We start from the raw sequence: 20,476 nt of genomic DNA, 5'->3' as shown, positions 1-20,476 counted from the left end.
GAGGAATTCCTGGTCGCCCAGGCCGATGGCGTCGTACTTCGCCCGGGCCGCCCCACGCCCCAGGTACTTGACGAGTGTTTCGTTCTTGTGGTCGGGCAGCAGGTCGCCCGGGTCCACGAGGAGGACGTTTCGGCAGGTTCGGCGATATTGCTCGACGAGGCCCTGGCGTTTGGCGAACCCCCCGCTCGGATTGCCCGGGCACCCGCAGGCCGCGATGATGCCGTCGTTGTTCGCCGAAAAAAGAAGGACGGGTTCCTCCCGCAGGACGTGCGGCTCGCAGGCGAGGCCGATGAGGATCGCGGCGAGGAGGAGGCCGGAGAGGAGCACGGCCGGGCAAGCCGGCCGTGCCACAACTGACATCTCTCGAACTTTACCTGTGTGGCACGGCGGGTCTTGCCCCGCCGTGCGCGATACACGGCCGGGCAAAGCCGGCCGTGCCACAACTGTTTTGCGGGCCTGCGCCGGTTCGGCCTCGGATTTACGGTAGGTCGGCGTTTTACACACCCTCGGTCACAAGCGGCGGCAGGCTCACGTGGTGGACGCGCGTCATGAACTTCTTGCCGCGCAACTCTTCCAGCACCCCGGCCGGCGGGACCGCGTCCAGCGTCAGGGCCAGACACGCCTCGCCCGATTCCGGCTTGCGCCCGAACGTCATGCTTGCGATGTTGATGCGGTGCGCCCCGAAGATCGTCCCCACTTCGCCGATGATGCCGGGCCGGTCCTCGTTGAACGTAATCACGATGTCGCCCTGCGGGCGGAGTTCCATGTAGAACTCGTCGATCGCCGTCACGCGCGCATATCGGCCGGCGAACACCGTGCCGTAAACGGAATGGTTCTCGCGGTCGCCTTCCGCGACGACCCGCACGCTCGACGCATAGCCCCGCGCGTCCGTCGACGTCCGCTCCGACACCTCGACGCCGCTCTCCTTCGCCACCACCATGGCGTTGACCATGTTGATCGGCGAGGCGACGACCTTCTGAAGCATGCCCATGACGACGCTGATCGTAACCTGGTTGTAGGGCTCGTCGGCGATTTCGCCCGCGTAGACAATCGTGAGGCTTTTCAGCCGCCCGCGCATCAGGGCCACCAGGATCGCCCCCATCCGGTGCCCCAGTTCCATATAGGGCTTCAGCGCCCCCGCGGCAGCGAAATCCATAGCCGGCACGTTGACGGCATTCCGCAATTCCCGCCCCGCCAGGTAATCGACGAGGTTCCGGCAGGCGTCCACGGCGACGACGCGCTGGGCCTCGTGGCTCGAGGCGCCGAGGTGCGGCAGGCTGACGACCTTCGGATGCTCCACCAGCGAGCGGTCCTCGGGCGGCTCCTTAGTGTACACGTCGAGGCCGGCGCCGGCCAGGTGGCCGGAGGCGAGGGCCTCCAGGAGGGCCTTCTCGTCGATGATGCCGCCGCGCGCCGCGTTGATCACGAACGCGCCCTTCGGCATCATCGCCAGTTCCTTCGCCCCGATAAGGCAGCGCGTCTCGTCCGTCAGCGTCGTGTGGACCGTCAGGTAGTTGGCCTCCCGCAGGAGGTCTTCCAGGTTGTCCACGAGCCGGATCTGCTTCGCCAGTTCCCGGTCGCCCGAGACGAAGGGGTCGTAGCCGATCACCTTCATCTCCAAGCCCAGGCACCGCCGGGCGACGGCGCTTCCGATCCGACCCAGGCCGATGATGCCGACCGTCTTCGAGGCCAGCGTGTGGCCCATGAACGATTTCTTGTCCCATCGGCCTTCCTTGAGGCTCGTGCACGCGGGGACAATGTGCCGGCTGACGGCGAACATCAGGCCGATCGTCAGTTCCGCCGTCGAGAGCGTGTTCCCGTCCGGCGCGTTCATCACCACGATCCCGTGACGCGTCGCCGTCGCCAGGTCCACGTTGTCCACGCCGACGCCGGCCCGCGCGATGACCTTCAGGTTGCCGGGCTTGGCGAGGACCTCGGCCGTCAGGCGAGTCGCCGAGCGGATGACGATGCCGTCATATTGGCCGACGGCGTCGCGCAGTTGCTCCGGCGTGTAGTCCGTCTTCACGTCCACCTCGAAGCCCGGCTCGGACTTGAGGATCTCGACGCCTTCCTGGTCGAGTTTGTCCGACACAAGAATTTTCATGCGTGGATTTCCTTTTCGCTGCGCGGCGGGTTCGCCGCCCCGCTTGCCTGCCCCGAGCCTTGTCGTGGGGCGGGGCGCTGGCTGTTCGCAGCGCGGGGCAAGCCCCGCGGCGAACCCACCGCAGAAAACTTACCCGAAATCGCTCAGCCCCTCGCGAGAACCTTCTGGGCCGCCGCCACGCCGGCCCCGTAGTCCACCTTGTACCCGAGTTTCCCCAGCGCCATCTCCAGGGCCGCCACCGCCGCCAGCAGGTCGAACGCGTCCGTGTAACCCATGTGCGAGAAGCGGACGATCTTGCCTTTCAACTGGCTCTGGCCGCCCGTCGCGCGGAGGCCGAAGTCGTTGGCCATCACCTTCGGCAGCGCCTCGCCGTCCACACCCGCGGGGACGTTGATCGCGGTGACGCTGTCGGAGGGGCTCTTGGAGTAGAGCGTCAGGCCCAGGGCCTTGGCGGCCGCCCGCAGGGCCTCGGCCCGGCGACGGGTCTCCGACCACACCTTATCGAGCGTCTCCGAGCGGATCATCCCCGTGCTCTTCAGGGCCGCACGCACCATCGCGTTGGCCGGCGTCCAGGGGTTGTCCCACGCGGCCAGGCTCTTCTTGTACGCCTTCAGATTGTTGTAATAGGCGCCGGGGGGCGTCGCATCGATCTTCTTCCAGGCCTTCTCGGAACAGGCGATAAACGCCAGGCCCGTCGGCAGCATCAACGCCTTCTGGCTCCCAACGACCGTGATGTCCACGCCCCAGGAGTCCATGTAGAACGGCAGCGCGCCGACGCCCGTGATCCCGTCCACGACCAGCAGCGCCTTCGTTTTGCCGACCACCTTGGCGATCCCCTCGATGTCGAAGACCGTGGCGGTCGAAGTCTCGCAGTGCTGGGTATAGAGGGCGACCGCGTCGGGATGCTGCTTGAGGAGCGCCTCGACCTCTTTCGGCGTAATGGCGGTGCCCCACGCGACATCCACGTCCACGACCTTGGCGCCGAAGGTCTTGCCGAGTTCCGACCACCGTTCGCCGAACTTCCCGGCGCGGACGGCAATCATCTTTTCGCCCCGCGCCACGACGCTCGCCACCGCCGCCTCCATCGCCGCCGACCCGCTACCCGTGATCGTGAACACCGGCTGCCTGGTCTGCAGGATGTACTGCATGTCGGCCGTCAACTGCTCGAGCATCTTGCGGTACTCGGCCGTGCGATGATGGAACATCGGCCGCGCGAGTTCCAGCAGCGTCTCCTCCGGGACGGGCGTCGGACCGGGTGCGAACAGGCGTGTCTTGTACATCGGCGTCTCCATTTCGCGAGAAGTTGGCGTCCTGCGGCCAGCCGGCCGCGATTCCCCTACTTGGGCCGCATATTATAGCGGACCCCCGGTCGGATGCAACGCGGAATTCGGTCAGCGGAACTGTTAGCCGCCCGGCGCCGTTCGAGCCGCGACCGGAAGGTTGCGGTCACGTGCCCAATCGCCGAGGTTCAACTTACGCGCGGCGACCTGTCCTCCGTAGCCCGCAGGGCGAAGGAGGATTGTGGATAACTTTTTGGCGCGAGTTTTCGGGGGTATTTGGGGGCGATTTTTTGGAGCCCCCCGGCCCGGGCGCTAGCGCCGGGGGGGGGGTTCTCCCAAAGACCTCCGAATGTTAAGATGGGCTAGCGCGGATTTAGGGCCTTTTTCGACTTTTTTCGCGTTTTTGGATCGGTTTTTACCGGTTTTTGGGCCCTATTTCGCACTTTTTCCATCCATGTCATGTGCATACCTTTATGTGCATAACTTCCCGCGGACGCACGTAACCCTCCTTCGCCAAGGCTCCGGCGGGCAGGGTTCGTTTTGGGCGGAAAAATCTCGCATTTGACAAAGAAACAGCAGAGGACGGCCAGTGCCTGGGTTCCTGCGGTCGAGCCACGGCAGCGGGCCACGGCGGGCGTAGCCCAGCCAGGGGCTCGCCCTGCCAGGGAGTGCCTGAGTGCCTGAGGGACGGCGTTTTCGCCCGCCACAGGCGGGTAAAATTGCGGCCCTCCTACGGCGGACAAGATGGCCCACAAGATGGCGGGCAGGTTGCGGATTGAGAGGCAACAGAGCCGCAACCCGCCTCCGCCGAGGCTACGGCGGGCAGGCCCGGAACCCGGAAGGCGCGGGGGGAGCGGTTCGAGGAAAAAGGGTCCAGGGCCCTTTTCGGCGCGAGCATGGTTCGGCGCGAAATCGGCTGGCAAGCCGGACGGGGGGAAGGTACAGTCCAGGCAGGGGCTTTCGGGAGACGGGGCCGTGAAGGGAAGTGTCGTCAAGTCGTGCGACGGCCGTAGGGGCGGAACCCGCGCTCCAGGGAGGAACCTTTTCATGAGATGGTCCTGTAGAACGGGGGTCGGGGTTCTGGCGGCGGCGTGTCTCGTGGTCGGGTGTTCGTGGGCCGGGGCCCGCCCGGCAGCGTCCGAGGACGGGTCGGCGGTTCTGTCGCTGGCCGGCGAGTGGCGGTTCCGCCTGGACCCCGAGGACCAGGGCGTCGGCGAGGGCTGGTTCGCGCAGGATCTGCCCGACCGTCTCCGCCTGCCCGGCTCGCTCCAGGAGCAGGGTTTCGGCAAGGCCGTGTCGCTCGACACCGCGTGGACGGGGAGCATCAGCGACCGCTCGTACTTCACCGCCGAGAAGTACGCGCCGTACCGCGAGGCCGGCAACATCAAGGTCCCGTTCTGGCTGCAGCCCGAGAGGCATTACGTCGGCCCGGCCTGGTACCAGCGGACGGTGGCGGTGCCCGAGGCCTGGGCGGGCAAACGCGTCGTCCTCCACCTGGAACGGTGCCACTGGACCACGACGGTGTGGGTGGACGGCGAGCAGGCCGGGTCGGCCGATTCGCTTTCCGCGCCGCACGAATACGACCTGACGGCGCACCTCGCGCCGGGCGAGCACCGGCTGACGGTCCGCGTGGACAACCGGATGCACGTCGGGGTCGGCGCGAACGCCCACAGCGTGAGCGACCACACGCAGTCGAACTGGAACGGCATCACCGGCCGCATCGAACTCCGCGCCACCGACCTCGTGTGGATCGACGACGTGCAGGTGTTTCCGGACGTGGCGGCGAAGAGCGCCCGCGTGCAGGTGACCATCGGCAACGCCACGGGCCGGACACTGGCCGTCTATGCCGATGTGCAGGCGGCCCTTGCGGGGAAAATCCTGGCGCTCCAGAGGGATATCAAGTTCAGCGTCACCGGAGAGCGGAAGGAGTTGACCTTGTGGGACCTGCCCCTCGGCGACGCCTGCCGCCTGTGGGACGAGTTTTCCCCGGCCTTGTACGGCCTGACGGTCTCGCTCTATGCCCGGCCGATCGACAGCGTCAAAGGTCCCTACTGGCAGGCCACGGCCGAGACCACGTTCGGCGTGCGCGAGATCACGACGAAGGGGACGCAGTTCGTGCTGAACGGTCGGCCGATCTTTTTGCGCGGGACGCTGGAGTGCTGCATCTTCCCGCTGACGGGGTATCCGCCAATGGATGTCGATGCGTGGAAGCGTATCATCCGCGTCTGCCAGGCGCACGGCCTGAACCACATGCGGTTCCACTCGCACTGTCCGCCGGAGGCGGCCTTCGCGGCGGCGGACGAACTCGGCTTCACCTTCCAGGTCGAGTGCGCCGCGTGGACGGGCGTCGGCAACGGCGAGCCGATCGACCGCTGGCTGTACGCCGAGGCCGACCGCATCCTGCGCGCCTACGGCAACCATCCGTCGTTCCTGCTCCTGGCGTCCGGGAACGAGCCGAGCGGCCCGGGCGGCGGGGCGAAGTACCTCGGCCCCTGGGTCACGCACTACAAAGAGAAGGACGCCCGGCACCTGGTCACGAGCGCCGCGGGTTGGCCCGTCATTCCCGAGAACCAGTACCACAGCGCGCCCCAGCCGCGCATTCATCAATGGGGCGCGGGCCCCCGGTGCCGCCTCAATGCGAACCCGCCCGAGACCGAGACCGATTACAGCGGCTTCGTCGCGAAGCACGCGGCGCCGGTCGTGGCGCACGAGATCGGCCAGTGGTGCGTCTATCCGAACTTCGACGAAATTCCGAAGTACACGGGCGTCCTGAAAGCGAAGAACTTCGAGATATTTCGCGACTTTCTCTCTTCCGCCCACATGGCGGACCAGGCCCGCGCATTCCTGATGGCCTCCGGCCGGCTCCAGGTGCTGTGCTACAAGGAAGAGATCGAGTCGGCCCTGCGGACGGCCGGCCTGGGGGGCTTCCAGTTGCTGGACCTGCACGATTTTCCGGGGCAGGGCACGGCCCTGGTCGGCGTGGTGGATCCGTTCTGGGACTCGAAGCCGTACGTCTCGCCCGCGGAGTACCGGCGGTTCTGCGGGCCCACGGTGGGGCTTGCGCGCCTGCCGAAGCGGGTCTTCACGACGGGCGAGGCGCTGCGCGCCCGAATCGACGTGGCCCACTTCGGTCCCGCCGACCTCGCCGACGCCGAGGTCCGGTGGACGCTCCGCGACGCCTCGGGAAAGGTCGTCGGCTCGGGCGCGCTCGGGCGTCGGCGGCTGCCGACCGGCCGACTGACGGCGGTCGGCGACGTGGCGTACCCGCTCGATTCGGTCCGGGCGCCGCAGAAACTCGTCCTGGTCGTCGGCATCGCCGGCGCCGACGCCGAGAACGACTGGGACGTGTGGGTCTATCCGAAGCAGGTCGACGCCGCGGCCCCGGCGGGCGTCCACCTGGCGGACCGGCTGGACGAGCAGGCGGTGGCGCGTCTGCGCTCGGGCGGCAAGGTCGTGCTCCTGGCGCCGCCCGACGCGGTCCGGACGGACGTCAAGATGGGCTTCTCGTCGATCTTCTGGAACACCTCGTGGACGCGCGGCCAGCCGCCGCACACGCTGGGCGTTCTGTGCGACCCCGGCCATCCGGCGCTCGCCGAGTTCCCCACGGAGTACCACTCGAACTGGCAGTGGTCGGACCTGGTCCGGCACGGGGCCGCGATGGCGCTGGACGGCCTGCCGGTGGACCTGCGGCCCATCGTGCAGGTGGTGCCGGACTGGTTCAACCCGAGACGGCTGGGCCTGGTGTTCGAGGCGCGGGTCGCGGGCGGCCGCCTGCTCGTCTGCTCGATCGATTTGTCGAGCGACCTGGCCGGCCGTCCGGAGGCCCGCCAGATGCGCCGCAGCCTGCTGGCGTACGCGGGCGGCGATCAGTTCGCGCCGAAACACGAGGTGACGCTCGACGAGGTCCGCGCGCTCCTGAAGTAGCCGTCGGCCCTCCAGCGCCCGGGCGCCTCCGCCGCGGCCAGGTGAACAACCGACCTCGCCGGGCATTTCCCGGATAACCTGTGCCCGACCCGCGGCGCGCTTAGTCTCCGATGATCTTGACCAGGACGCGTTTGCGGCGGCGGCCGTCGAACTCGCCGTAAAAAATCTGCTCCCACGGGCCGAAGTCCAGTTTCCCGCCGGTGACGGCTACTATCGTCTCGCGGCCCATGATGGTGCGCTTCAGGTGCGCATCCGCGTTGTCCTCGGCGCTATTGTGGCGGTACTGCGCGTACGGTTTCTCCGGTGCGAGTTTCTCCAGCCAGACTTCAAAGTCCTGGTGCAGACCCGGCTCGTCGTCGTTGATGAACACGCCGGCGGTGATGTGCATGGCATTGACGAGACACAGGCCCTCGCGGATGCCGCTCTCGGCGAGGCACGCCTCGACCTCGGGGGTGAGGTTGACGAGAGCCCGCCGCGTCGCCGTCTTCATCCACAGTTCCTTGCGGTAACTTTTCATTGCGGTCTCCTTCCGGCAAAAACCTAACGGAATTCGGAGGGATGCAATAACTCATTTCCGCGCGGTTAAGGGGTGGCCCCGAAAATTGCCTTTTGAGGGGCGTGTTATCTGTCCCTCATTTCTACGTTAGGAGTAGCTTGCCCGCGAGGTAAGCCATTATCTTAAGGTACCAGAGGCCAGGAATGGCCAGGGGCACGAAAATTATGAACCGGAACGCGCCGTGTATGTGGAGAATGCGGAGTGTGATGAATGAGCCTACAAGGAGCACACCGTAAAGAATGAAAAGCCAGTAGTTCTCCGAGAATGTGTGCCAGATGCGTTGCGCGCGAATGGTCTGGTCGTTCATCAAGGCGATGTGGAAGCCGGGGCCGGTGGCGCCAAGGTCCGCTTTGGGGTAGGCGCAGATATGACCCACAAGAGCAAGAAGAAGCGGCGCAAGCCACAGCAGTGCTTCGCTGAGCGCCAACCAGCGGATTGGCTTCTTTTCCGCCTTCATCTTCGTGGTTCGGGGGACACAATACAATGGCGGTGAAATAAGGCCCGGAGCCGCGAAAATCCGTAGGTTGGATTCGCTCAAGAGGGGGATCGCAAGTGACGATGTTGTTCATAGACAAGGCAATGCGCCTCTCCAATGCGGGGAAGGTTGTTTACTTTTGGTCCCGCCCCCAGGGTTCGTTCGTTCCCGAAGTGCTTAATTCACCGCCATTGGGGACACAATACTTAGAGCCTCTAACAAAATGGGTGGCACGGGCAGTTTGCCTGCCCGTGCACTGGCGGACAAGCCGCCAGTGCCACCCCAAGGGAAGCATTCTGTTAGAAGCTCTTAATTCCTTTGTCTCTATCGGGTTTTGGGCCCGCCACGGCGGGTAAATTTCGGGCCGTGTTTTTGACGGCGGCGCGGGACGCGGGACCAACTTGCCGTCCCGTGTGACGAGGCCGGCTTCCGCTCCCGGCGCTTCGGGATCGTCCAGGGCGGCGTACACCGTGATGACCCAATCCTCCAAGTCCAGCGTTTCGCGGATCGTCGGCATGGCACTCTCCCTCCCCAAGCCTCCCATGCCGCAGACATCGGACCCTCGCGGATAGAACTCGAGCGGCTTCAATCACTTACGAACCCTCGAACCGGAGCAAGGCATTTAATTCTTAGGGGCTACCCCTAATTCAGCCGCGACCGCCACGGAATGGACGGTGAACCGGTCGATCTTGCCGCTGAAGTATCCGCCCTTGAGCCCGCGCCCGAGATAGCACTGCGTGGCGCGGATGCTGTCCGGGCGCAGCGTCATGTGGGTGTTCTCAGCCACTTTTAACCCGTTCACGACGAGGATGGCGCGCGGGCCGTTCAGGATCACCTGCGCGGTGACCCACACGCCTTTCTTGAGGGGCCTCGCGAAGGCCGCCTGTTCGACCGTCGTCCCTTTGCGGATGGCAAACACCATGCGGTCTTTTTCCGACGGGCTCAGCCACATGGCGTCGCCGTTGGGATTTGCGAACTCGAACACTCTGGCGCCGTCACTGCCACCGTCCCACCTGAATCCGGCGGTATAGGTGCAGTTCCCCATGTCCGCGACATCCTTCGGCAGTTCCACGAACTGGTCCTTGCCGTTCAAGACCAGCGCACGGTTGATCTTGTTCGTACTTCCTTTGGGATCCGGCAGGATGGACTTTGCCTTTTCCCCTTCCGCGACGGCCTCGAATGCCGGGCCGTTGACGAGATAGCCCCACGTCGCACCGAAGGCGTCCCGCGCCATCCACGGATGCTCGGCGGAGAAGTCGTAGTCGGCATACAACCCGCCGAATTCCTCGTCAATCTCGCCGGGATTCTTCCCCTTTGCCCAGCTCCAGGTGAACCACTTGCCCTTTGTGACCTCGTTGCTTTTGCAGTACGAGCCGTCAATCATGCTGGTGCCGCTCGCATTGCCGGACGAGATTGCCCCACCCTTGAGAACGGCGTTTCCACTGCACGTCTTGTCGCGTTGCTCGGCGTGCTCAAGAATCCTGGCTTGGTCCTTGATCGTGGCGCGCCACGTTCGTGCATAGTCCCTTACCTTGGCATCGTCCTGGATGACGGAACCTCCGCCGATGTGAGCATATCCGCTCACGACCGCACGATCACGGACCGTCGAGTCCTGGACGACCGCGTAATCCAGAATGCGCGCATTCCCCAGCACCTTTGAATTACCCAGGACCTGCGCCTTGGGCCCGACATATGCTGTGGCCTCCACTTGGGCCCGGTTTTCGACAAACCCGCCTCCGTTGGCGTGCGGCGCGCCTGTCCCCCTCGGTTTCTCCGGAATCATCACGTCCAGCGGCTCGCAGCCCGCAAACTTGACCTTGTATGGGAAGGGCTCCTGCTCGAAGGAGCGGAAATCGCCGACCGGGTTGATGTTGATGAGATTGGTCGGCGTGGCGCAGACGACGAGGTAGAGCTCCTTGATGGTGCTGTTGACCTCAAACTGCATAAGTTGACCGGGCTTGGCAATCTCGCCATACACCGGCTTGTCGTCCGTGTCAACCCCGACGAATCCTGCACGCCAGTCGGACCCGTGCTTGGGATCGACATATCCTGCAAGCACCGCCGAGGCCTTTCCCGGTTTGACTTTCAAGGGGCAGATGTTCCAGCCCAATTGCTGCGGCGTCATCTCCTTGGGCACGCGCCACCATTCCGACTCATAAGGAATCTTCTCAAGCGTGATGCGAGCATAGCGCTGGATGTTACCCTGGGCGCCTTTGGCATCCTGCTGGTAGCGGTTGACAGTGCTTAGCACGTGGTCATTGCCATATTCCGTGTTGCCCTTGCCGGCCTGAGCCTCCGCAAAGGTGATATAGTCCCATGTGACATTTCGCATCAGCATCCGCGTGTACTCGTCGGCCAACGGCAGCCGGGAGTTCGGAAAGGCGTGATCGAACGCGATCCACGGATACGGGTTTTGTTCAGTCTCCGTCGGCCCGTCATACCAGAGTTTGGAGACGGACATCGGCCCGTACTCGGGCGTCTGCGCGAGATGCTCGAACATCAGGCGGTCGTGGTAGTAATTGCGTCCGTGGGCGGGGAAGTACATGCAGACCCGGCTGACACAGTTCGGCGGCACCGTTTGGTAGATGCCGTTGTAGGTCTGGGGGAAGTTCGCGTGCGCCTCCCAGAAAAAGCCCGCCATGCCGCCGGTCATGCCCTGCCAGCCATGCACCAACTCATGCGGATTGATGTGACCTGCACCCTGCAAAGGCCAGCCGAAATGCCCGTCCCAGCCCATCCAGCTTCCTTTAGCAGGCTGAATCGGAATCTTGTACCTGATGCCGTCCCCGCGCTCTCCCGGCTGCACGCTCACCACGGAACTCCGCATGGCCAACCGCTCCGAATAGGTCCGGTAAATCATCTCGGCCATGTTGAACATTCGGGGAACACGGTCGTTGAAATCCTTCAACTGCTGCTCCGTCCAATTTTTCATCTCCTCCTTGTCGACGCAGTGGCGGAAATGCTCCGATTCTTTCACCCACCACTTGTCGGGCTCGGTCCGCCACCAGTTGTGCAGTTCCGTCCCCAGCATCACGCCGCCCTTGAAGTTGCAGGCGATCTCCTCCTCGGTCATCGCCGCGTCGTGCAACCGCACCGCAGCCAGGTCGCCCTTGAACGACGGCTTGTCCGCAGTCGCCCCGCCCAGCACCATGACGTGCCCTTCTTTGATGATCATCGTGCGCTTCCCGCTGAAAACTTTCACGCCGTCAACATACCAGTTCTCCTTTTCCGGCGCACAGTTCACGACAAGGTGACGCCATTTGTCTGAGACTGTGAAGCCATTCGGATAGGAAAGTGAAGCCGAAGCCTCCTTGCCATCCTTCGACTGCCAGCCAAGGATGTGCTCCCCTTTCGAGGGGCTCTCTTTCCGCAGCCAGACCTCAAGCGCCATGTTCTGCGCGCCGACAACCTTCGTCTCGACGACGAAGTTTCCCTTCATGAAATCATTACCGTCGAACCGCACGGCACGCACCTTGCCGACCGTCACGGCGTGCGGATATTTGTCATCGCGTTCCTTGTAGGGCACATGGAACCCGAAGTCGCCAAAGTTGCCGCCGACCTTTTTGCCCTTTCCGCCGCCGGAATAGCCGCAATTGTACCAGTTCAGCACGGTGTCCTTCTCATAGGTCCGCGACACCATGAACTCCGCGTGGAGGTCGATGGAGAGGCGTCCCGCCACCGCAAGTTCGCCGATCGGCTGCTTGGTGACCAGCGACACTTCCTTCTCCATCGCCAGGCAAACGCCGGCCATCAGGCACGGCCCGAGAACCATTACAGCAATCCCATTACGCATTCTTCCAACTCTCATCTCTGTTCCTTTTCTTTGATTCCGTCCCCAGAATTCGTTGATTTACCAGTCGTCGCTCCGGAAGGGCGAGGCGGGCAGGCCGTCCCGGTTGTAGAGGTTGCAGCCTTCCGGGTTCATGGCGTAGGCGTAGCGCACCGCAACCGGCTTGGGCACGTTCGGAGAGGAAACAACAACCGTATTGTTGTCAATCACTGCATCAGCCCAGTGCCACTTCTTATCCTCACCTGCGATCGCAAACCGCTTCAGTTTGCCGCCCTTATCCTCCACGGCCGGCTTCTTGCCCTCTTTCCCCCCGACCATCAGGCCGCCGCCGACATTCTCGAAGCTGATGACTGATAGACTGGATTCTGCGTGTTGTCGTCGTAAGGTGTACATCCGCCCGGACTCGCACAGGCCTCCCACTTTTTCCTTTGTACCGTTTGGCCAAAAAGAAAGCAAGCATCTGGAGCGGATTTTTTCCCAGGCGGCGGATGGCGTCGTTCATGGCGGGCTACGATCCGGCCAGGGCGCCCTCGCCGATGCGCTTCGGCGTGACAAGCAAGCCGCCAGCCGGCCACCCTGCGTTATGACGGCTCGCCCGGGTGGTCAGAGCGTCCAGGGCGAGCGCATGGCCCGGCTGAGCAAGCGGTTGGCCTCCTCGTCGCCGGGAAACGTCTCGGTGGCGGGGTCCCAGCGGAGTTTGCGGCCCAGGCGCATCGCGATGTCGCTGATGAGGCAGAGCGTCGTGGACCGGTGCGCGACTTCGGCCGGGGCGACGGTCTCCTGGCGGCTGCGGATACACTCCAGGAAGTGCGTGGCGTGGTTGTCGCTGCGCGGGAGGTGGATCTCGCCGGGCCGGATGACCGTCTGGAGGAGCGACGGCGGTTCAGCCTTAATCGAGAAGGCGTTGCCGTGGGCCATGACCCATCCCTCGGCGCCCTCGAAGCGTGCCCCCACCTCCGGCGAGTTCACGTCGTTGTGCGTGCTCGTGAAAATGAGCCGCACGCCGCTCGAGTACGTCATCTCGACGTGCCAGTCGATGGCGGTGTCGTTGAAGCCGTCCTTGGGATAGACGCCGCGGCCCTCGACCTCGACGGGTCCGGTGCGGTCGGTGCCGTTGCCCCACTGGGCGATGTCGAGGGGGTGGACGCCGCAGCCGGAGATCCACCCGGCCGTGTAGTCCGATCGGCACTGCCACATTCCGCCGCCCAGCGCCTGGCCGACGTAGGGGATCTCGGGTGCCTGGCCCAGCCAGAGGTCGTAGTCGAGTTCGGGGGGGACGGGCTGGACCGGCCGCACGGCGTCGGCCCAACTGCCGCGCTCGCACACGCGAATCGTGTGCAACTTGCCGATCCGCTCGTTGCGGACGATCTCGCACGCCAAGCGGAACCGGCCGAACGAACGCTGGTGCGTGCCGTGGAGGAAGACGCGGCCGTACCGCTCGACGGCGTCGCACAGGGCCCGGCCCTCGCGGACGGTCGGGGCGAGCGGCTTCTCGCAGAAGACGTCCTTGCCGGCGCGCACCGCGGCAATCGACTGAAGGACGTGCCAGTGGTCGGGGGTGGCGATGACGACGGCGTCGATGTCGCGGCGTGCGAGGAGGTCGCGGAAGTCCTGGTAGGCGGCCACGCCGCCGCCCAGGCGCTCGCTCCAGGCCTCGGCCCGGCTCTTCCACACGTCGCAGACGGCGATGGCTTCGGAGACGCCCTGCTGGAGGAAGTGCTTGAGGATGCCGCCGCCCCGGCCGCCGAGGCCGATGAAGCCCAGGGCGATCCGCTCGCTGGCGGGCAGGGCGCCCTCGCCCCCGAGCGCCGTGGAGGCGATGACGTACGGTGCGGCCGCCGCGGCGGCGGCACGGAAGAACTCCCGGCGCGTCAGCGTGGTGGACGACATGGTCACCTCCCGGCCGCCTTCGCGGCGCACGCCCCGAGATAGTCGCGCGCCTTCTCGAGGGCTGCGCTCATTTCGTCGGGCGCCGGCTCGCCGTGCATGAACGGGTTGACATACCACCTGTAATCGATCTTCGCCAGGGCGGCCAGCCAGGGGGTGAAGTCGGTCGGCCCGTGTCCGGGCAACTGCCCGAGGCCGCCGGCGTGCTGCCAGGCGTAGAAGAAGAGCAGGTGCTTGCCGGCGGCCGCGATGGCGTCCTCGACCGAGGCCTTGATCGCCTGCATGTGGTACGGCGCGAGGGCGATGCCCAGCCGCGGGTGGGTGTTCGAGTCGGCGAACGCCTTGAAGGAATCGACCGAGTCGAGCAGCGAGCCGCCGTGGTTCTCGATGGCGAGGTACGAGTTGTGTTTTTCGGCGAGTTCCAGTTCGCCCTTGAGGCCGTCGATGAAGGCCTTCATTTTCGCCGCCAGGTCCTTGGGGTCGCAGGGCCCCGGGGCCCCGCGAATGGCCACGCCGCCGCCGGCCCGGCCCAGGAGTTCGGCGTACTTCGGGTAGCCGCCCGCGTACACCGAGAAGGCGTACAGTTTGAGGTTGTGCTTGGCCAGGAGCGCCTTGAGACCGTCGGGCCCGAGGCGTTTCTGCACGTCGTCCAGGTGCGGGCACCCGGCGTGGGGCGACCAGATGTCGATGGCCTCGAAGCCGAGGGCGGCGATCCTCGCCGCAGCCTCCTCGATAGGCAACTTGGAGTAATCGATGGACGAGGCTGACAGCCGCATCCTCCACGCGCCTTCCGCGGCGTCCGCCTGCCGCGACGCCAGAAGGCCGACCCCCGCCGCGCCGGCCGCGGCCCCGGCCACACGGGCGAGGAACTCGCGGCGACCCAAGACCTGCTCATCGCTCCGGTTCATAGTCGTTGCCTTTCAACCTGGACCACCCAGCGGCCCCGCCGCAGCACGCACCGCTCCATAGAATGCCGATCGATCCCAGCACAACAATCATCCGTTTGTTCATGGTATATGGCATAAGACTTCTTTTCAAGGTGTTTCACAACGTGATTCCGGTTTTGTCCTTCTACGGCTTTGCCCTGAGCATGCGGACCCCGAAGATGCGGCCCGCCGTCTTACCTTCGTGCGCCTGGAACTTGACTGTGACTATCCGCTTGCCGCGGGTCAGAGTTTCGGGAAGCGGGTAGTTGACGTCGAAGAACTCGTTCGGACGATGGTCTTGGAGTTCGACAGTGGCCAGCTTCGTGCCGTCGACAAGGATGTCGAACCGGCGGTTGTCGTGCTCGCTGCCCCAGTAGGTGCAGACCAGGACGGCGGGCTGGTCAGGCAGGACGGCCATGTTGTACTGGAACCAGCCGCCGTCGCGCGCATCGCGCCAAGGACGGTCGAAGTCCCGGCCGCTGTTGGTCCGTTCGCCTTGGAACTGGTGCCCCCATTCCACGGACCCGTCGCCCATGTCCATGCTGTCGAGCGTTCGGGCCAAGCGCTCCTGCCGGGCTTTTTCTGTTGCCACGACCTCCTCGCGGTTCGCGTCGCTCTTGTCGACGATTCGCCAGTAGATCGAGTAGCGCTGGCCGAACAAGCGATGGAACGGCACGAGCGTGACGTCCTCCGGCACGCCCACCCCATCGGTGCGGAACATGAGCGGCTTTCCGGCAACGGGCTTGACCCAACTTGTCGGGTCCTCGTTCTCGACGACAAAGAACGGCACGGGGATCGGCGCCGCGCGATGATGCGCCCGCTGGCTGGGTGAAAGGAACATCTCGGGACCGATGCCTTCGGTCCCCAGCAGCCCGCCAAGGACCATCGGGCCGTACATCACCGAAACCAATCGCGGATCGTCGGGCATCCGGTGCAGGTGCAATTGCATGGGCAAGGTGACTTCGATCCGGTCGCCGTCGCGGAACGCCCGTTTCACGCACACGTAGGAGCACGGCTTCTGATCGACGGGCCAGGCCTCGCCGTTGACCGTCACCCGCATTCCCCGCGTGGCCCAGTACGGGTAGCGAATTTTAAGACTCAACTCGACCGGATTGTCGGCGCGGAAGGTGAGCCTGGTCACTTCCTCCTCGGGGAATCGCGTCTCTTGCCGCAGCACGAGGCCCTTTTCCTTCCAGGTCAGTTCCGAGGGGATGAACAGGTTGACGTACAGGGTGTCGGCGCCGCGGAAGTAAATGCTGTCGCCGTACTTGGCGTGGTTTTCCATGCCCGTGCCGGTGCAGCACCAGAACGAGTCGTGCGGCGTGCAGAACACTTTGAAATGCCCTGGGTTCATGGCGACGTAGTACATCATCATGCCCGTCTCCGGGTCCTGGGTGGCCAGGATGCCGTTGTACAGGGCGCGTTCGTAATAGTCGGCGTATTCGGCTTGGGGCTCCCACGAGAAGAGGTGCCGCGTGAGCTTGAGCATATTGTAAACGCAGCAGCTTTCCTGCGATTCGGGGCTGAGTTCGTTGGCCAGCATGTCGGGATCGGTGCGCCAGTGCTCGTAGTTGCTCGTGCCGCCGGTGCAGTAGCAGCGGTGCCCGGTCACCTGGTGCCAGAAGAAATGGGCGATGTCGTGATCGCGCCGGTTGCCCGTCAATTCGTACTGCCGCGCGGTACCGATCATGTTGGGCACAAACGAGTTGACGTGCTGCCCCTTGAGCTTGTCCTGCTTTTCGGCCAGCGGATCGTTGTAGGAGCGCTGGGTGAACTTCCGCGAGAGTTCGAGCCACTGGGCGTCGCCGGTCGCTGCGTAGAGATTGGCCATGGCGTCGTTGATGCCGCCCTGCTCGGTCGAGTCCAACAGGTCCTGCATCTTCGCCTCGTCGAACTTCGCGTTCCGCTGTTTCAACCAGCCGGCCATCCCTTTGGCGATCTCGAGGGCCTGCTGGTTGCCGCAGTGGACGTACATGTCGAGGAGTCCGGCAAAGATCTTGTGCAGCGTGTAGTAGGGCGCCCAGACGTACTTATGAGCTTCCAGGCGGTCGAAGAACTCCTCGGGATACGCGCTGAGGTAGCCACGGTCGCCCAGCGCCTTCTGGCACTTGGCCAACTCGGCGACGATCGCATCGGCCTTGGCCTTGAGTTGTTCGTCCCCCGTGCTCGCATACATCAGGGCACAGGCCGACAGGTAATGGCCGATCGTGTGTCCGCGCAGTTCGAGATTCTCCCAGCCGCCATAGGGCTCGCCGGGGGCGTCCAGGCCGGAAGTCTTGCGGAAGTGGTGCAAGAGACGGTCATTCTGCAGTTCATGCAGGTACTTCCGGTCCCGCTCCATAGCTTCCTTGAAGGGCCCGTCCAGGAGGCGGACCTGTTTCAGGTCGAACGGCCGGGCCGCAAACGGGACGACCTCGCGCGGCTGCAGCTCTTGGGCCCCGAGCAAGGAGGCGACGGCCAAAAGCATTCCTGCCAGTCCCAGGTTCCACATGTTCGTCATGGCTTTCAATCTCCTGTAGTAAGATAACCGCAACAAGGACTCGCAAGAGCGGCCGTTCTGCCGCCGCCCGCCGGCGCCTCCGCCGCCGCCCACCTCTCTCGCTCGCTCGCCGACCCTTGGGATTCGCCTTGCTCCGCCCCCCTCGGAAAGATGCCTCGCCCCTGAATGGGGCCCCTGCTCTTCCAACACCATTCCGGCGCCACAGCCTCGCCCAATTCTCTCTCTCTTCCACCCCCGCGTCCAGCAAGTATTCACTCAAACTGAGGGATTTTTTTCGATCGGGTTTTGTTTGGAGTGAGAACACCGGCGCGCAGACCCTTGCTACTCTGCGACCATGCTCTGCCTCGTGCTTGACAGCGAAGGGAATAGGTCCGGTATGCCCCAACTCATCACCGCACAGGGAGATGCGCTATGGCTGGAACGCATGCATTTGATGAAATCTGCATCGGAGAACCTTCACAAGTTCCTTCAGTCTCTTCGACGCCGACCTGACCAGGCCCAAGAAAAAATTTTTCCGCGACGGGCTTGTCGGGCTGCTCCGCGCCAGTTCCGGCCGCGCGAGTTCCTCCTGCGGCGGGTAAACCTCTCATTCCCGCGAAGCGGGCCGGCCCTTGACCCTTCGGCCTTGCCCTTTCGACGAACTCAGGGCCCTGAGCATGGTCGAACGGCTCAGGGTCACCCTGTGGTTCGACCGTGCTCACCGCCCCTCGTTCGACCCACCCGTCGAGAGCCTCTGGGTCGAACGAGAGGCTCTCGACGGGGAGCGTGTCGAGGGGAGGTTCTCGACGGGTGCTGCGGGCGTTTCAGACGCAGATGAGTCTGACACAATACGGGGGCAGGTCACCGCCGCTATCGCCTTATCGGGTCCTTTCTTGTTGACGCACTGACGCCGATGAGCGCAACACTCTGGCAGCGGTCGCGGCCGTCAAATCTCAGCACGCAATACCGTGCTCCCATGAAATCCGACCAGTTTCGGACGTCATACACGCGGAGCAATTGACCTTTCTCGCGGCTGCGGAGCGTCCGCAAGGGGACGCCAAGCTTGCCTTCCTCGGAACACGCTGCGGGCGCCTTGCCGATGAGTTTCTTCTCAAGACTCGCATTGTGGATCATGTCCTCGACGCCGTCGATATTCTGTTTCGTCTTGGCGAACACCACGATTGCGCCATTCTCCACTTCCACGATGTATCGCGACGACTTGAGCAGATCGCCCTTGACCGGATAAAAGATCATGCTCACGCCCTTCCGGTCGACGTCAACGAGGGTTTCCTGTCGCGCGCCGAACATGCTGTCGGCTGCCTTCTCCGGCTTGCCCATCAAGAGGTCCCGCCGGTCCTTCACATCCGCGTCGTTGACGGCGTCGCTGACGATCATCGTGACCAGGCTGCCCGGATGTGCACGACACCCCGCGGCGGCCAAAGCCAGGAACGCCGCCACACCTAGGATCACTGCGCCGGCAGAAACTCGCCAGAAAAAGCGGCCTGCTGAGGGGAACGCTCCTTCATGGCACCGGCACCTCTTCGTGTTCCGCATCGCTTCGTCCTTTCATTCTGTGCATCGGCCAAGGAATTCTGGGGACGCAATACCTATTTCCCAAAAGGGCTCTTCATAACTGAGTATTGTGTCAGCGCAGGTCGCGGAAGTCCATTCAAAAGACCACACGCCAGTTTCTTGGCGATTTAGTCGTCCAGGATGTCTTCCACGGCCAGGGCGCGGATCATTATACCATGGCGGCGGATCGGGGCAGACAACGGATTCCGCGGCTGGTAGAATGCCCCGGCTGGCTTACGGGGACGACGCGCGATGCGCATCAACGACGATCGCAACCGGATCGACCGGGAGGCGGGCGTTCAGGGCCCGCGATGGCACACGGTGCACGAAGGATACTTCGCGGATGCGGCCATCGCCCAGCCGTTCGTCGAGGCGGTCCGGCGCGCGGTGCTCGCCTCGAAACCCCACGTCGTCGCCGACCTGGGCGGCGGAACCGGCTTCGTCCTTTGTCAATTGCGGGCGGCCGGTCTCGGCGGCGACGCGCTGGAGGCCTTCGGCCAGCGAACGCCCGAAAGGAACGTTCACGCGCACGTCGAATCCGCGGCCGATGAACGCGAGGCCCAGCGGCAGGTCGCTGCAATGCTCCTGTTAGCCGTAGATTTCATGGCGCATCGACTCTAAGCGAAATCTGTCTAAGCCACGACTCGCCAGACTGTGTAATGCGGCGTCGTTCCTGCTCGTGAACCCAATACTGCTGCCGACCATAATCCACGCGGTAGAGATGCTCGACCTCTCCGCTCGCTGGTGAAAGCGTCAGGTGTGTCTTCTCGATGTTCAGAGTGTAAACGCCGTGTTCGACGCTCTCATTGCCAATGACGTCCGTGTATCCCGTGTCCGAATAACTGCCATCGGAATGTAACTCAATCCTGCGGCCAGCATGAGAGAAGCCGCCATGATTGTCCAGAAACGACACGGTGCTCTCATGGGCGCAGCCAAGCATCAGCACCCAGCAGAGCAGAAACAACAGTGGTTGGAGGGCACGCATGGTTCTACTCCTAACAAGGATTAGACGGACCCGCATAAGACGCGCAGGTCTGGCTTCCTGTCCGTATAACACGCCATTGATCCATCTCGCGAGGCAGCGATTTTGGCCTCAGTCACTTGCATCCCGTGCCATGATTTATCATGGCATCTTATGCGGGTCAACGTAAAAAGCCTCCGCAACGTGCGCGGACGGCGCGCAGGGGCCGCGGGCGGCAGGCTTAGCGGTAGCGGTCCGACTTCTTCATCGCCAGGGCGCCCGTCGGACATGCTGCGACGCATTCGGCGGCGACGCGCTGGAGGCCTTCGGCCAGAGAACGCCCGAATGGAACGTTCACGCGCACGTCGAATCCGCGGCCGGTGAACGCGAGGCCCAGCGGCTCGCGGGCACGCTCGGCCACCTGGATGCACAGGCCGCACGCGATGCACTTGCCCGGCTCGTAAATCACATCGGGATGCGTTGCCCGCTGCTCGAACAGGCGCCGATCGTTCTTGTAGCGCC

At 64.2% G+C, this 20,476-nt stretch carries 15 protein-coding genes; 2 read left to right on the top strand and 13 right to left on the bottom strand.

Annotated features, from left to right (window positions below; all coding sequences use genetic code 11):
- The 3 genes from NTX40_08955 to NTX40_08945 form a co-directional block, all read right to left on the bottom strand.
- On the bottom strand, nucleotides 1-351 hold a 351-nt coding region (locus tag NTX40_08955; protein ID MCX5649208.1), incomplete at its 3' end, for a hypothetical protein.
- A 145-nt stretch (nucleotides 352-496) separates the two neighbouring features.
- On the bottom strand, nucleotides 497-2,104 hold the full coding sequence (gene serA, locus NTX40_08950; protein ID MCX5649207.1) for a phosphoglycerate dehydrogenase: 1,608 nt from the start codon (nucleotides 2,102-2,104) through the stop codon (nucleotides 497-499).
- 143 nt (nucleotides 2,105-2,247) lie between these two features.
- Nucleotides 2,248-3,384 (bottom strand): alanine--glyoxylate aminotransferase family protein, encoded by a 1,137-nt coding sequence (locus NTX40_08945; GenBank protein ID MCX5649206.1) that lies wholly within the window; start codon nucleotides 3,382-3,384, stop codon nucleotides 2,248-2,250.
- Between the two features lie 1,047 nt (nucleotides 3,385-4,431).
- Here NTX40_08945 and NTX40_08940 point away from each other — a divergent pair.
- Entirely contained in the window at nucleotides 4,432-7,308 is a 2,877-nt protein-coding gene (locus tag NTX40_08940) for a glycoside hydrolase (GenBank protein MCX5649205.1), read from the top strand.
- Nucleotides 7,309-7,408: 100 nt separating this feature from the next.
- Here NTX40_08940 and NTX40_08935 read toward each other — a convergent pair whose 3' ends face one another.
- From NTX40_08935 to NTX40_08900, 8 genes are all read right to left on the bottom strand, one after another.
- Entirely contained in the window at nucleotides 7,409-7,825 is a 417-nt protein-coding gene (locus NTX40_08935) for a secondary thiamine-phosphate synthase enzyme YjbQ (protein ID MCX5649204.1), read from the bottom strand.
- Nucleotides 7,826-7,946: 121 nt separating this feature from the next.
- Nucleotides 7,947-8,321, bottom strand: coding sequence for a hypothetical protein (locus NTX40_08930; GenBank protein MCX5649203.1), 375 nt, complete (start codon nucleotides 8,319-8,321; stop codon nucleotides 7,947-7,949).
- Nucleotides 8,322-8,961: 640 nt separating this feature from the next.
- Entirely contained in the window at nucleotides 8,962-12,147 is a 3,186-nt protein-coding gene (locus tag NTX40_08925) for a DUF6055 domain-containing protein (GenBank protein MCX5649202.1), read from the bottom strand.
- A gap of 42 nt (nucleotides 12,148-12,189) precedes the next feature.
- Nucleotides 12,190-12,522 carry a hypothetical protein gene (locus tag NTX40_08920; GenBank protein ID MCX5649201.1) on the bottom strand — a complete coding sequence of 111 codons (333 nt, stop codon included), beginning with the start codon at nucleotides 12,520-12,522 and terminating at the stop codon, nucleotides 12,190-12,192.
- A gap of 210 nt (nucleotides 12,523-12,732) precedes the next feature.
- Entirely contained in the window at nucleotides 12,733-14,019 is a 1,287-nt protein-coding gene (locus NTX40_08915; protein MCX5649200.1) for a Gfo/Idh/MocA family oxidoreductase, read from the bottom strand.
- A 2-nt stretch (nucleotides 14,020-14,021) separates the two neighbouring features.
- Nucleotides 14,022-14,924: a sugar phosphate isomerase/epimerase gene (locus NTX40_08910; protein MCX5649199.1), complete on the bottom strand. Its 903-nt coding sequence runs from the start codon at nucleotides 14,922-14,924 to the stop codon at nucleotides 14,022-14,024.
- Between the two features lie 163 nt (nucleotides 14,925-15,087).
- The gene (locus NTX40_08905) at nucleotides 15,088-17,442 is read right to left on the bottom strand and encodes a glycoside hydrolase family 127 protein (protein MCX5649198.1); all 2,355 of its coding nucleotides are present in this window, start codon (nucleotides 17,440-17,442) and stop codon (nucleotides 15,088-15,090) included.
- Nucleotides 17,443-18,291: 849 nt separating this feature from the next.
- Nucleotides 18,292-18,879, bottom strand: coding sequence for a hypothetical protein (locus NTX40_08900; protein ID MCX5649197.1), 588 nt, complete (start codon nucleotides 18,877-18,879; stop codon nucleotides 18,292-18,294).
- Between the two features lie 366 nt (nucleotides 18,880-19,245).
- On the opposite strand from NTX40_08900, the gene NTX40_08895 reads away from it, so the two are divergent.
- Complete coding sequence (locus NTX40_08895; protein MCX5649196.1) at nucleotides 19,246-19,614, top strand: hypothetical protein; 369 nt, start codon at nucleotides 19,246-19,248, stop codon at nucleotides 19,612-19,614.
- On the opposite strand, the gene NTX40_08890 is transcribed toward NTX40_08895, so the two are convergent.
- Together NTX40_08890 and NTX40_08885 are read right to left on the bottom strand one after the other, a co-directional pair.
- Nucleotides 19,595-19,978, bottom strand: a complete 384-nt coding sequence (locus NTX40_08890; GenBank protein ID MCX5649195.1) for a hypothetical protein — start codon at nucleotides 19,976-19,978, stop codon at nucleotides 19,595-19,597. The two genes, NTX40_08895 and NTX40_08890, sit on opposite strands and share 20 nt — an antisense overlap.
- A 217-nt stretch (nucleotides 19,979-20,195) precedes the next feature.
- Nucleotides 20,196-20,476 (bottom strand): hypothetical protein (locus tag NTX40_08885; GenBank protein ID MCX5649194.1); only part of this gene is annotated, 281 nt, incomplete at its 5' end.

The organism is Planctomycetota bacterium (assembly GCA_026387035.1).
In the GTDB taxonomy this organism is placed as follows: Bacteria; Planctomycetota; Phycisphaerae; order FEN-1346; family FEN-1346; genus JAPLMM01.
The sequence above is the reverse complement of the archived record's forward strand: the minus strand, read 5'-3'. Positions and strand labels throughout refer to the sequence as shown.